This is a genomic window from Microbispora rosea (assembly GCF_044460045.1).
Taxonomy (GTDB): Bacteria; Actinomycetota; Actinomycetes; order Streptosporangiales; family Streptosporangiaceae; genus Microbispora; species Microbispora rosea.
The window spans coordinates 12,715-25,669 of sequence record NZ_JBITJO010000016.1; the positions used below are offsets into that span (position 1 = coordinate 12,715).

Sequence of the window (12,955 nt, forward strand, 5' to 3'; positions counted from 1 at the left end):
GGCTGGAAGTCGCGCAACCGGTCAGCGCTCCTGCTCGGTGGGCGCCTTCACCCGGTTCAGGCACCGGCCTCGAGCACGGCGAGGTCGCGTACCGCGTAACGGTGATGCTCGGCCTCTTCCTTGAGCACCACCTTGAGGCAGCGGCGCACGACGTACTCCTGGTCTGGATATGGGTCCGCCGGCTTGCGACCACACACCCGGTCGAGTTCGGCCTCGGTGAGCCCGTCGACGACACGCCGCATCGTGGCCATGCGAGCGAGCCGCGGCGCGAGTACCTCGTCGAGCGTCGGGGTGGCTTCGAGGGTGAGCCCGAGCTTCGCCGCTGCGTCGGTCGGCATCCCGCCGTGAGGAAGGCCCAACGGGTGATACGGCGCATCCTCCTCGAGCACGGCGTTTCCAAGCCAGGCATCGCAGGCCATCAGCAGGTGCCGTTGGGTCTCGACGAACGACCACTCGCCGTTGACCTGCTCGTGCAGCTTGGCCTCGGGCAGGAGCCTGGCACGGTCGAGCGTCGCCTGCCATTGCGTCTCGATGGCATCCCAAGCAGCCCGGTAGTCGGCGGAGGATGCGGCGTCACGCGCCAGCACCCGCGTGGGATGCTGCCGGTCGAGCTCGGCCTCGACGTAGGCGGTCACGTCGACGTCGTTGACGACGAGACGCTCGAAGGCGCCACCGAGGTAGACGTCGCCCCCATAGCAGTCCACGATCTTCAGGCCGCTGACCTCGCAATCGCGAATCTCAAGGCCGGCAAGATCGCATAGGTGGATGCGGGCACCACGGAACTGGTCACTCTGGGCGTATGCAGCAGGCATCGAGACAGCTTCCCGAATCCGTTCCGCCTGCGTCAATGAGTAGCACAGCGTGAGGGTGTGGGTCCTCAATAGGCTGCCGGCTGATCATCCTCGCAGCAGCGTTGATCGTCTGGCCTCCATGGCTCATGAGGGGTGTGCGCTCGCCGTGGTGGGGCTCGGCACGGGCACGTCCTTGCGCGTGACGTCGAACTCGATCCGCATGGTGCTCTTGAGGGGTGTTCCCGGCGCCGGTGCCTGGCCGAGCACGATCCAATCAGCCGGGACCTTCATCTCCTCGTCGATCAGCGTGTGAATCTCCGGGACGAATCCGAGAGCGGCGACCGCTCTTGTCGCGGTCTCGACGTCCTGAAACCAGAGCTTGGGCATCCTGGGCGCGCCGAGGTCCGATGTCGTCTGCCGCACCGACGCCGTCGTGGTGGGAGCAGGGCCGGGGAGGATCAGCGCGAAGGTGGCGGCGACAGCGGCGCCGAAGGCGGCGACGAGCGCAGTGGTCAGAGATATCGCCACGGAGCGCCGCATGGACGATGCCTACCATGATCATGGCGAGAGTTCGAGCCGGACGGCCTGGCTGACCGTTGAGCCTGCGACCACGCCACCCGCGCACCGGCGTGACGGACGGGGCTCGGCACGTTTCTATAACCTGTTCTCGCCGCACCCCCGGAACCCTGAGGAGCACCATGGGCGACCTCGTCCTCGTCGACCGGCCCTCCGAGGCCGTCGCGGTCGTGACGCTGAACCGTCCGCGCAAGTACAACGCGATCTCCAAGGCGCTGCTCGAAGAGTTCCACGACACGCTCAAACGGCTCGCGCAGGAGCCTGACCTGCGCGCGTTGGTCCTCACCGGGGCCGACCCCGCCTTCTGCGCGGGGCTGGACCTCGGCGAGCTGGAAGCGGGAGTGAAGATCGGCCATCCCGACTCCATCCTCCCGCTGCGCGACTTCCCGGCGCCCGTCATCGGAGCGGTCAACGGCGTGGCGGTGACCGGTGGCCTGGAGTTCGCGCTCGCGTGCGACTTCAGGATCGCCAGCGAACGGGCGCGGTTCGCCGACACCCACACCCGCGTCGGCATCGTGCCCTCCTGGGGCATGACGGCCCGGCTCAGCCAGGCCGTCGGTCAGTCCTGGGCCCGGCAGATGACGTTCACCGGAGACTTCGTCGACGCTCCCCTGGCACTGCGCATCGGCCTGGTGAACGAGGTCGTCGCGCACGACCGGCTGCTCCCCCGGGCCGTCGAGCTCGCACAGAGCATCGCGACGACGACGCCGGAGACGCTCCGCAGGATCCGGGAGATCTACGACCTCCTGCGCGACGGCACCGGCGCCGACGGCTTGCGGGCCGAACTGGAGACCGGCCGGGACGGGCTCGCCATCACCAGCCCCGAGGACTTCGCCGCCCGAAGGCGGGCCGTCTTCGACCGGGGCCGGACCCAGACCAGCTGAAGGTCACTCCTCCTCGACGTACGGGTGGGTGAGGAACTCGATGGCGTGGCCGTCGGGGTCGTCCACGTACACCCCGCGGCCGTGGTGCCGGTGGTTGATCTGCTGCGGCTCCTGGTGATGGGGGCCGCCCCAGTAGGGCAGGCCCCGCTCGGCGATGCGGGCGCGGATGTCGTCGAACTCGTCCTCGGAGACGAGGAACGCCAGGTGCTGCATGACGATCCGGTCCCGGTCGACGATCGAGTCGGCGTAGTCGATCGTCACGCCGTTGCCGACCCGGACCGTGGCGAACGGACCGAACGCGCCGGGCTCGGGCTCGCCGAGCAGCCCGGTCAGGAACCGGGCGGACGCGAAGCGGTCGCTGCTGTGCACGATCGTGTGGTCCAGTTGAGCGGTCACGTCGCCCTCCAGGTTTCCTACTGTCTTCATCTACGCAATACCGTGGACAGGTGATCGACAAGCACATCTCCCGCGTGCTCGGGCTGCTCGGGCAGGACGACACGCTGCGCGTCCTCGCCGGGCTGGTCCTGCGTCCCGGTGAGCCGCTCGACAAGGTCACCGGGCTCGAGCCGGACGTGGCGGCCAGGGCCCTGGACCGCCTGGAGCGGGGCGGCCTCGCCGTACAGGACGGGGACGGCTGGCGGGCGCGGCCCGAGACCTTCCGCGACCTGCTGCGCACGATCCCCTCCACGCCGGCGGACCCGATGGACGCGTTCCTGGTCGACGGGCGGCTCGTCTCCATTCCGGCGAAGAGGGCCAAACGGCTGATGGTGCTCGACTACATCGCCCAGGTGTTCGACGTCGGCGTGCGCTACCCGGAGAAGGAGGTCGACGTGGCGCTGCGGGCGTTCCACGACGACTACGCCGCGCTGCGCCGTTACCTGGTGGACGAGGGGTTCCTCAGCCGGGAGGCCAACGTCTACTGGCGTTCGGGCGGAACCACCTGACGCAGGTGTGGCCGGGTCCGGCCACATCGGAAGACGCCCTTTCCCGATGGGCCCCCGGCGCGGACACTGGGAGTCATGGGCGAGCCGACCAGGGTCCTTCTCGACGAGTCCCGGATTCCCCGGAACTGGTACAACGTCGTCCCCGACCTGCCCGCGCCTCCCCCGCCGGTGCTCCACCCGGCGACGCTGCAGCCGGTCGGCCCCGACGATCTCGCCCCGCTCTTCCCTGCGGCGCTGATCGAGCAGGAGGTGTCGGGTGAGCGGTTCGTCCCCGTCCCTGACGGCGTCCTCGACGTCTACCGCCTCTGGCGGCCGACGCCCCTCATCCGCGCCCGGCGCCTCGAGCGCGCCCTCGGCACACCGGCGCGGATCTACTACAAGTACGAGGGCGGCAGCCCGTCGGGCTCGCACAAGCCCAACACCGCGGTTCCCCAGGCGTACTACAACGCGCGGGAGGACGTACGCAGGCTGACCACCGAGACCGGCGCGGGCCAGTGGGGCTCCGCCCTGGCGTTCGCCTGCGCCCAGTACGGCCTGGCCTGCGAGGTCTGGATGGTCCGGGCGTCGTACGACCAGAAGCCCTACCGCCGCACGCTGATGAAGATCTACGGCGCGACCCTGCACGCCAGCCCGTCGGCGGTGACCACGGCGGGCAGCAGGATCCTGGCGGAGGACCCCCACTGCACGGGGTCGCTGGGCATCGCGATCAGCGAGGCGGTCGAGGTCGCCGGTCAGCACGACGACACGCGATACGCCCTCGGCTCGGTGCTCAACCACGTCCTGCTGCACCAGACCGTGATCGGCGAGGAGGCACTGGAGCAGCTGGCGATCCTCGGTGAGACTCCGGACGTGGTGATCGGCTGCACCGGCGGCGGCTCCAACTTCGCCGGGCTGGCCTTCCCGTTCCTGCGCGAGAAGCTCGCGGGGCGCATGGACCCCGTGCTGCGGAGCGTCGAGCCCGCCGCCTGCCCGTCCCTGACGCGAGGCGCCTACGCGTACGACTTCGGCGACACGGCCGGGTTCACGCCGCTGATGAAGATGCACACGCTGGGGCACACGTTCGTGCCCGACCCGATCCACGCCGGCGGGCTGCGCTACCACGGCATGTCGCCGCTGCTCTCGCATGTGTACGAGCTGGGCCTGGTGGAGGCCGTGGCCGTCACGCAGACCGAGTGCTTCGACGCGGGCATCCGCTTCGCCAGGGCCGAGGGGATCGTGCCGGCCCCCGAGCCCTCCCACGCGGTGGCCGCGACGATCGCGGAGGCGCTGCGGTGCGCGGAGTCGGGAGAGGAGAAGGTCATCGTGATGTCCCTGTGCGGGCACGGCCACTTCGACCTGCCCGCCTACGAGAGCCGTCTCGCCGGGCGCCTGGAGGATTTCACGCTCCCGCAGGAGCGCATCGACGCGGCCCTCGCGCATCTGCCCGCCGTCTGATGTGACGCATGCTCACGGATATCCGTTTCGTCCCTTGACCGGCGGGTACGGCTGCGCCATCGCTTTGTCATACCGACCGGAGCACTCATGTCAAACGGCTGAAATGCGCGGTATCACCTCCATACGATTCTGGAACACCATCCGCTCTCTCCGGAGAATTCGTTGAACCGGAACTGCGTCATCAAGGACCCCGCCCCGGGAAACCGGGCGCAGTGGCGCCGCAGCAGCGCCGCGTCCGCGCACGAGCGGCTGGCCTTCCTGAACGAGGCGAGCCGGCGGATCGGCAGCACGCTCGACTTATCCGAGACGAGCCGGGAGCTCGTCGACGTGGCGGTCCCCCGCTTCGCCGACGCTGCGGCCGTGATGGTGCAGGACCGCCTCACGGCGGACGGCGAGTTGTCGTCCAGGCCGGTGGACGGCACCACCCTCGTACGCAGGGTCGCCCTGGGCGTGGCCGGCGCCGACCCGGACGCCTGGGTGCAGGCGTTCCCCGTCGGCGAGGCGACGATCTATCCGGCGATCCTCCCCCAGGCCCAATGCATGGCAGGCGGCAAACCGCTGATGTACCCGGCGCTCGACAAGGAGAGCGCCCGGCTGATCGGCGCCAGCATGGACCGGGAGGAGGCGGTCGCCGCGCTTCTGACCGACTCGTCGTTCCTCGTGGTGCCTCTGCGGGCGCGGGGACGGGTCCTGGGCTGTGTGATCTTCACCAGGCACCCGGGCAGCCGGTCGTTCGAGGAGCAGGACGTGGTGGTGGCCGAGGACCTGGCCGCCCGCACCGCCGTGTGCATCGACAACGCCCGGCTGTACACCAGGGAGCGCAGGACCGCGCTGACCCTGCAGAGCAGCCTGCTGCCCGTCGAGCTGCCGCAGGCGCTCGGCATGGACATCGCCACCCGTTACCTGCCGGCCAGCGACCTGATGGGCGTCGGGGGCGACTGGTACGACGTGATCGCCCTGCCCGGGTGCCGTACGGCCCTGGTGGTGGGCGACGTCATGGGCCACGGAACCAGGGCCGCGGCGACCATGGGCCAGCTCCGCACGGCCGCGCGTACGCTCGCGAGCCTCGACCTGCCGCCCGACGAGGTGCTGTTCCGGCTCAACCTGATGAGCCAGGACCTCGACCCCAGCCAGATCGCGACGTGCATCTACGCCGTCTACGACCCGGTGACGCGCAATTGCGCGCTCGCCCGTGCCGGCCACGTGCCGCCGATACTCCTGCACCCCGACCGGTCGACCGAGATCATCGACCTGCCCTCCGGCCTGCCTCTCGGCATCGGCAGCGACCCGCTGGAATCGCGCGAGATGATCCTGCCGCCCGGGAGCGTGCTCGCCCTCTACACCGACGGCCTCGTGGAGAGCCGGGAGCGGGACCTGGACGCCGGGATCATGGGGCTGCGCCGTCTGCTCGCCGGTCCGGTCGAGGACCTGGAGGACATGTGCGACGTGATCATCAGCAGCCAGCGGTCGGGTCACGAGCGTGACGACATCGCCCTGATGGTGGCCCGGGTCCGCGACCTCGACCCGGACGAGGTGGCGACCTGCCCGCTGCCGTCCGACCCGCGGTTCGTCTCGCACGCCCGCCGCTTCGTCCGCAGCACCTTGCACAGGTGGGGACTGAGCGGCCTGGTGGACAGCACCCAGCTCATCGTGAGCGAACTGGTCACCAACGCACTCAAACACGGCTGGCCGCCGATCGAGCTGCGCTTGCTGCGCGGCCGCACCCTGGTGGTCGAAGTCGTCGACGGCTCCCCCGCCGCGCCCACCCCGCGCACGGCCACCCCGGACGAGGACACCGGCCGCGGTCTCCAGCTGATCAAGCGGTTCGCCTACCGCTGGGGCACCAGGCCCACCCCGTACGGAAAGATCGTCTGGGTCGAGCAGCACCTCCCTTGACCCGGGCGTTCCCTCCCCAGCGAGCGTGTATGACTGATCGTTGAGAAGAGTTACGTTCGAATGGGGAGTTCGTGGCGAGGAGGGGACATGATCGACATCCGTGACGCGTACCGCAGGGCGCTGGACGGTTTCGGGGACCGCCTCCATCTCGTCCGCCGGGGACAGTGGGAGCTGCCGACTCCCTGTGTCGACTGGGACGTCCGCGGGCTCGTCAACCACGTCGTGGCCGAGAACCTGTGGGCCCCCGAGCTGCTGTCCGGCCGTACGGTCGCCGAGGTGGGTGACGCCTTCGAGGGCGACGTGCTCGGCGACGACCCGCTCAAGGCGTTCGAGGCGTCCGCGCAGGGCGCCGTCCAGGCGGTGTACGCCGAGGGCGCCCTGACCAGCGTGACCCACCTGTCGTTCGGCGACGTGCAGGGCGAGGAGTACATCACCGAGCTGTTCGCGGACGTACTGATCCACACCTGGGACCTGGCACGTGCCATCGGCGGGCCGGAACGGCTCGACCCCGCACTGGTCGCCTCCTGCTCGGAATGGTTCGAGAAGGCACGGGAGGACTACCGAGAGGCGGGGGTGTTCGGGGACGAGCAAGGCCTCCCGGCCGACGCCGACCAGCAGACTCATCTGCTCGCCGCCTGGGGCAGGAACCCTTAGGCCCTGCCCCGGGACCTACCGGCTCCGTCTATCGCACAGACCGGCACACAGGGCTAGTGGGCAGCCTTACCCACGAGGGCTATCGCACAGCCCACCCGCTAGGGCTAACGCCCTGTGGGCCGCCTGCCGTGGTTGGCCTTCTTCTTCTTGCGTGCCTTCGACTTGCGTGCGCGTCTACCCATCACGACCGCCTTCCGTCGAGTATGGCTTTCGCTCACTGTCCTCCCCCGGCCCACAGGCGGCAAGGGGCGGACCCCAACTCAACACGTACCCACGTACGTGGGGCATAATTTGTTTGAATCTGTTGACAGGAGTGGTGAATGCTGGCCCAGCAACGGCAGCAGGCGATCCTGGAGAGGGTACGCAGAACCGGCGGGGTGCGCGTCGCGCAGCTCGTACGCGATCTCGGGGTCTCGGACATGACGATCCGCCGCGACCTGGAGGTCCTCGCGGAGCGGGGCCTGATCGTCAAGGTGCACGGCGGGGCTACCGCCACCGGCGCCGGCTCGACCGAGGAGCCGGGCTTCGCTGCCAAGTCGGTGCGGCAGCAGGCCGAGAAGGAGGCCATCGCCCGCCGGGCCGCCATGCTCGTACGGCCGGGCAGCTCCGTCGCCCTCTCTGCCGGGACCACGACCTGGACACTGGCCCACCATCTGGTGGACGTGCCCGAGCTGACCGTGATCACCAACTCGGTGCAGGTGGCCGACGTCTTCCACCGGGCGGGACGGCCCGACCAGACCGTGGTGCTGGTGGGCGGCGTGCGCACGCCGTCCGACGCGCTGGTCGGCCCGGTGGCCGTGGCGGCCGTCCGCTCCCTGAACGTCGACACGCTCATGCTCGGCGTGCACGGCATGAGCGTCCGGGCTGGTTACACCACGCCCAACCTGCTGGAGGCGGAGACCGACCGCGCCCTCATCGCGGCCGCCCAGCAGCTCGTGGTCCTGGCCGACCACACCAAGTGGGGGACGATCGGCATCAGCACGATCGCCGCCCTTGACGAGGCCGGCGTGGTCGTGAGCGACGTCGGCCTGCCGGAGGAGGCGCGCGCCGCACTGTCGGAGCACGCCGGCGAGCTCCTCCTCGCCGACCCCTCCGGGGAAACCGAGATGGAGACCGCGCTGTGACGCCGGACCTCTGGAAGGCCGCCTGTCCCCGGACCCCTGTAAGCCCGCTCTGACCCGGGACACCGCACCGTGAAGCTGGAGACCGCTCTGTGAAGCGCACCATCACCCATCTCGCCGACGGCCGTGAGCTCATCTATTTCGACCGGCGCGACGACGCCGACCACAGCGCCGTCGACACCAGGGACCTGCCGCCGCGCCCGCTCGCCTCCGAGCTGCGCTACGACCCCCTGATGGACGAGTGGGTGGCCGTCGCCCGGCATCGCCAGACGCGCACGCACCTGCCGTCCGCGGCGGAGTGCCCGCTCTGCCCGGGCCATCCCGGCTCGGAGATCCCCTCGCCGTACGAGGTGGCGGTGTTCGAGAACCGCTTCCCGTCGTTCAGCTTCAACACCGGCGCGTACGAGCAGGTGGGCGGGCTGAGCGAGGTGCGGCCGGGGATCGGGCGGTGCGAGGTGGTCTGCTTCACCTCCGACCACGACGCGTCGTTCAGCTCGCTGAGCGACGCGCAGGCCGAGCTGGTCGTCGAGGCGTGGGCCGACCGCACGGCGGAGCTGTCCGCGCTGCCCGGCGTGGAGCAGGTCTTCTGCTTCGAGAACCGCGGCGCCGAGATCGGCATCACGCTGCCGCACCCCCACGGGCAGATCTACGCCTATCCGTACGTCACGCCGCGTACCCGGCAGATGCTGGACGCCGCCGCCCGCCACCAGGGCGGCAACCTGTTCGCGGACGTCCTGGCCGCCGAGCGGAGGGGCCCCCGGGTGGTGGCCGCCAACGAGCATTGGACGGCCTTCGTCCCGGCCGCCGCGCGCTACCCGTTCGAGGTGCACGTCTACCCGCACCGCCGGGTGCCCGACATCCCGGCGCTGTCGCCCGAGGAGCGGGCCGCGTTCGCGCCGCTCTACATCGAGGTGCTGCGCCGGCTGGACGGGCTGTTCGGCGTCGTCATGCCGTACGTCGCGGCCTGGCACCAGGCCCCCGTCTCCTACCGGCGCGACCTCGCCTACCTCCACCTGCAGCTCTTCACGATCCGGCGCGCGCCGAACAAGCTGAAGTACCTGGCCGGATCGGAGTCGGCCATGGGCGCGTTCGTCAACGACGTGCTGCCGGAGGAGGCCGCCCGGATGCTACGCGAGGCGATAACGGCTTGATCTCCGGTTGGTTGCGGCTTTGGTGGCAGTCACCGTTTCTTTACCACTAGTATCCCTGACACCGGCCGTCACAACCGGTACGCCTAATCCCGGGCGCCCCGCCCGGGAGCCGGGGACCCAATCACGCACCTGGGGTCAAGGCAGTGACCTGCCCGGGCTTCTCCAGCCCGAACCCGTCAGCTAACCCGGTCGGCAGATGGAGAGGAGTGGGCTCTGCCCCGCGCGTTCCCCCTGGCTGTCGGCGTGCTCGCCTCCGCCGTCCTCGTGTTCGGCACGGCGGCGCCGGGTGTGGCCGATCCCAAACCGACGGAGAAACAGCTCAAGAAGGAGCTGGCGGACCTGCGGAAGAAGGTCGACCGGCTGATCGGCGACTACAACGCCAAACGCGTCGCCCTCGCCAAGGCCGGCGTGGAGGAGAAGGCGGCCCGCGGCCGGCTGGCCAAGGCCGAGGCCGACTACAAGGCCGCCAGCGACGCCGTACGGCAGATGGCCGGGCTGCGCTACCAGACCGAGAGCGCGATGGCGCTGCCCGACATGAACACCGCCGCGCTCAACTACCAGCTCAAAGAGGAGCAGGCCGCCAGGCTCGCGCACTTCGACCTGGTCCGCGACGAGCGGCAACGGGCCGCGGACGCCGCCAAGACGCTGACCGCGCAGCTCAAGGCGCAGGCCGCCGAGGTCGCCGGTCAGCGCGAGGACGCCGAGGATCTGATCGACGAGATCAAGGACAAGCTCGACGCGCTGATCCCGATCGCGCCGGGAAAGCGCGCGGGCGGGTCGTGGGCGCCCGAGCTCCCCAGCGGCACCGACAACATCACGCCCCGGATGAGATTCATGCGCGGCGAGGTCGAAAGCCACTTCACCCTGCAGTTTCCGGTGGGCTGCTACCGGGCGGAGAACAGCGGTGAGCATCCCCTCGGGCGCGCCTGCGACTTCATGATGAGCTCGGGCGGCGCCATGCCCTCCCCCGAGATGAAGGCCCTCGGCGACAGCCTGGCCGCCTGGGCCATCAAGAACGGGCCGAAACTCGGCGTGATGTACGTGATCTGGCAGCAGCGCATCTACAACCTCGGCCATCCGGGCTGGCGGACCATGTCCGACCGCGGCGGGATCACCGCCAACCACTACGACCACGTGCACATCTCGATGTACTAGGCCCGCAAGCCGTCTACCTGCATGTTCGATCCCGGCAGGACGGGTCAGGGCACATTGAGGGCACTTAAGCCGTCTGCCGGCCCCTTGGCCCAGGCGCTCCCGATGGCCGCACGCATCAGATCCTCGCTGGAGGGCATCAAGGCGGCCCTAACCGGGCCGCACGCGCCGCCGTCACGGCGCACGCCGCCGCCTCCCGCTGGCGCTCCCGGCGGACAGCGCGCAAAGAACGCCGGACGGCTGGCGCGGACGAGTCGATGGGCCGCCAGGCGACAGTACAAGTCCGCTCACAGGGGCGTCAGGCTGAGCTGGAAGTGCCGACCTGGTGCCAGGCCGCACGTGGTGATGCCTCCGGCGGGCGCGCTCCCGGCTTCGGGGGAAGAACGGCCGTTCCGACTTCGGCCGTAGCTGGCTGAGCTGGAAGGGTGCAGGGTCCCCCCGCCCCCGCTGCCCGAGTATTCGCGGCACCCGGAACCTGTCAACCGGCGCTGTGCAGGTAGGACGACCAGCGCGCGCGGAAGGTCACCGGGAACATGTACACGCGAAGCACCAGTTGACAGAACCCGGGGCGGCAGTCGCGAATGTGGGCAGCTATCGGGGGCTGGGGGAGTCCGGCCGGGGTTGCACCTCCGTCGCCGCGTAGACCCCTATCGCTCGTACGGTGGCTCGCCAAGCGCATGAGCCAGCCGATTCAGCACCTCATCGACAGTGAAGTCCCAACCAGTCAGCCGCTGTCCGCTCCAGTTGATCCCGACCCGGAAGTCGTCCTTGGCGAGGTCAGGCAAAGCCGCATTCCGCCAATGGTCCAGCGGCATTGACATGACACGGAACTGCGAACCCCACAATGCGACCGCGCGCTGCGCTCGGGCCTCCGACGACCAGTACGGAAATGCCGGCCTACCGAAGTCCGATGGGGGCGTCGGGCTGCCCTGATCATCGCGAACCCACCACAAGGTACGGTGTTGAGCAACTTCGCGGAAAAACGCCGACGCCTGGGCTCCGCTTGCACTCATCAAGGTTCCCCTCGATCCGCTCTCCTTAATCGGTGTTCGACTCGCGATCTTACGCCCGCTGGCTCGCACACCTGGGGCGCGTGCCAGATTGAACGGCGATCAGCGGGGACTGACGGGCAGTCACGGGGACTCGACCGCCGCTGAGCAGCACCCCCCTGTTCCCAGCTCAGAGAGGGTAGATCACTAGCCGATTCCCAAGCTGATAGCCGAGGCGACTGAGCGAACCAGAGGGCACAGCCAGGGCACATGACACCGTGATCGGCCGCGAAATGCCGAGAGCCACCGAGACGACCAACGCCAGGTCATCACGGTGGTTCGGATGTTTTGCCAGGTCACGATCAAGGGTGGATCAGATCTCCACACAACGAAGCAAGATCATCTTGCCTCAAGATCCACTTTCGATACACGCCCTAGATAGCAGGAGTGTCGAGAACGATCACAGACTTCTCTTCGCCGTCCAACCGGTCGCTTTCGACGCCGACCCCGGCGGCCGCCTCGATAAATGCGAACGCGGCGCTGCGTTTGCCGTCGAAGTCCTGACCATCCAGGTCGTCAAGCATGGCGTGGAAGCCCGTGAAGACGCCCGGCGCGGTCTCTTCTTCGACCTGGTCGCCGAGGACGTAGTTCCGGATCCGCGCCCGGACCCTGCCTCCGCCCGCGTAGGCGATCGTCGATGTGCCGTTGAATTGCCATGACGTGGTCCACACGCGCGCGTCCTCACTGAGTTTGGAGAGGAGTTCCTCTGATAGGGGGTCTCCATACCTGCATTCCAGGAATCCGTACGCGCCGTCGCCTTCGAAGACGTACAGCAAGGTAAGGTCCTCGTTCATGGCTACCTCCATGGGGTAGTCCATGGTGCGTTCTTCCGGGTCGTGGCCCCCGTTCAGCCGCCACAGAAGGTCATCCAGCGTGATCCCCTCGTCGAGGGGCTGCACCACAGTCCAGCAAAGACTGTCCTTGAGCCACTGGTGGCGCTCGAAGAGAGCGCGGTAGTGATCGATCACATGATCATCATGGCGTAGCACGGCTTCGCCACGGTCACATACGTGTCTACGGTATGGACATCGACGCCCGCCCGTCTCCTGAGACTGACGTACCGGCGTTGTCGGTCCGGCGCTCGTCCTTGGGATCCGTGAGGGCACAACGAGGGCACATGACACCGTGATCAGCCGCGAAACGCTGATAACCACCGAGACAACCAGGGCCAGGTCATCCCGGTGGTTCTAGAGTTGCCCCAGGTCACGATCACGGGCTGATCAGATCTCGATGTACTGAGCCTTCCGCCCCACTCCCGCGGTCACGCGGGCGGGCTCCCCCCGGGGCGTCCAGTGCCTTCGCC

Annotated in this window: 14 protein-coding genes and 1 riboswitch; of the genes, 8 read left to right on the plus strand and 6 right to left on the minus strand. The window is 69.0% G+C overall.

The features are described from left to right. Positions 1 to 56 precede the first annotated feature (56 nt). Together ACIBK1_RS38240 and ACIBK1_RS38245 are read right to left on the minus strand one after the other, a co-directional pair. Complete coding sequence (locus ACIBK1_RS38240; protein WP_030509572.1) at positions 57 to 812, minus strand: DinB family protein; 756 nt, start codon at positions 810 to 812, stop codon at positions 57 to 59. Between the two features lie 123 nt (positions 813 to 935). Then, positions 936 to 1,319, minus strand: coding sequence for a hypothetical protein (locus tag ACIBK1_RS38245; protein WP_396740520.1), 384 nt, complete (start codon positions 1,317 to 1,319; stop codon positions 936 to 938). A gap of 170 nt (positions 1,320 to 1,489) precedes the next feature. Here ACIBK1_RS38245 and ACIBK1_RS38250 point away from each other — a divergent pair, with 170 nt between their 5' ends. Further along, on the plus strand, positions 1,490 to 2,251 hold the full coding sequence (locus tag ACIBK1_RS38250; RefSeq protein ID WP_030509574.1) for an enoyl-CoA hydratase: 762 nt from the start codon (positions 1,490 to 1,492) through the stop codon (positions 2,249 to 2,251). Between the two features lie 3 nt (positions 2,252 to 2,254). On the opposite strand, the gene ACIBK1_RS38255 is transcribed toward ACIBK1_RS38250, so the two are convergent. Then, entirely contained in the window at positions 2,255 to 2,677 is a 423-nt protein-coding gene (locus tag ACIBK1_RS38255; protein ID WP_308441085.1) for a VOC family protein, read from the minus strand. 20 nt (positions 2,678 to 2,697) lie between these two features. Here ACIBK1_RS38255 and ACIBK1_RS38260 point away from each other — a divergent pair, with 20 nt between their 5' ends. The 4 genes from ACIBK1_RS38260 (at position 2,698) to ACIBK1_RS38275 (ending at position 7,179) form a co-directional block, all read left to right on the plus strand. After that, complete coding sequence (locus ACIBK1_RS38260; RefSeq protein ID WP_030509576.1) at positions 2,698 to 3,195, plus strand: DUF2087 domain-containing protein; 498 nt, start codon at positions 2,698 to 2,700, stop codon at positions 3,193 to 3,195. A gap of 75 nt (positions 3,196 to 3,270) precedes the next feature. Further along, positions 3,271 to 4,629: a TrpB-like pyridoxal phosphate-dependent enzyme gene (locus ACIBK1_RS38265; protein WP_030509577.1), complete on the plus strand. Its 1,359-nt coding sequence runs from the start codon at positions 3,271 to 3,273 to the stop codon at positions 4,627 to 4,629. Between the two features lie 162 nt (positions 4,630 to 4,791). Continuing rightward, a complete protein-coding gene (locus ACIBK1_RS38270) occupies positions 4,792 to 6,525 on the plus strand; it encodes an ATP-binding SpoIIE family protein phosphatase (RefSeq protein ID WP_030509578.1) in 1,734 nt (577 codons plus the stop codon). A gap of 87 nt (positions 6,526 to 6,612) precedes the next feature. Next, complete coding sequence (locus ACIBK1_RS38275; RefSeq protein ID WP_030509579.1) at positions 6,613 to 7,179, plus strand: TIGR03086 family metal-binding protein; 567 nt, start codon at positions 6,613 to 6,615, stop codon at positions 7,177 to 7,179. 104 nt (positions 7,180 to 7,283) lie between these two features. Here the strand turns inward: ACIBK1_RS38275 and ACIBK1_RS38280 are convergent, their stop codons facing one another. Continuing rightward, on the minus strand, positions 7,284 to 7,361 hold the full coding sequence (locus tag ACIBK1_RS38280) for a 50S ribosomal protein bL37 (protein ID WP_373320643.1): 78 nt from the start codon (positions 7,359 to 7,361) through the stop codon (positions 7,284 to 7,286). Between the two features lie 138 nt (positions 7,362 to 7,499). Between ACIBK1_RS38280 and ACIBK1_RS38285 the strand changes: the two genes are divergently transcribed. The 3 genes from ACIBK1_RS38285 to ACIBK1_RS38295 all read left to right on the plus strand — a co-directional run bounded on the left by ACIBK1_RS38285 (position 7,500) and on the right by ACIBK1_RS38295 (position 10,606). Then, positions 7,500 to 8,303: a DeoR/GlpR family DNA-binding transcription regulator gene (locus tag ACIBK1_RS38285; protein WP_030509580.1), complete on the plus strand. Its 804-nt coding sequence runs from the start codon at positions 7,500 to 7,502 to the stop codon at positions 8,301 to 8,303. Between the two features lie 89 nt (positions 8,304 to 8,392). After that, positions 8,393 to 9,451: a galactose-1-phosphate uridylyltransferase gene (gene galT, locus ACIBK1_RS38290; RefSeq protein WP_030509581.1), complete on the plus strand. Its 1,059-nt coding sequence runs from the start codon at positions 8,393 to 8,395 to the stop codon at positions 9,449 to 9,451. Between the two features lie 70 nt (positions 9,452 to 9,521). Next, positions 9,522 to 9,660: riboswitch (cyclic di-AMP (ydaO/yuaA leader) on the plus strand. A gap of 34 nt (positions 9,661 to 9,694) precedes the next feature. Further along, a complete protein-coding gene (locus ACIBK1_RS38295) occupies positions 9,695 to 10,606 on the plus strand; it encodes a coiled-coil domain-containing protein (protein WP_231513991.1) in 912 nt (303 codons plus the stop codon). A 644-nt stretch (positions 10,607 to 11,250) separates the two neighbouring features. Here the strand turns inward: ACIBK1_RS38295 and ACIBK1_RS38300 are convergent. Beyond that, positions 11,251 to 11,616, minus strand: coding sequence for a DUF2750 domain-containing protein (locus ACIBK1_RS38300; RefSeq protein ID WP_081903724.1), 366 nt, complete (start codon positions 11,614 to 11,616; stop codon positions 11,251 to 11,253). A 410-nt stretch (positions 11,617 to 12,026) separates the two neighbouring features. Beyond that, complete coding sequence (locus tag ACIBK1_RS38305; protein WP_030509583.1) at positions 12,027 to 12,620, minus strand: hypothetical protein; 594 nt, start codon at positions 12,618 to 12,620, stop codon at positions 12,027 to 12,029. Positions 12,621 to 12,955 lie beyond the last annotated feature (335 nt).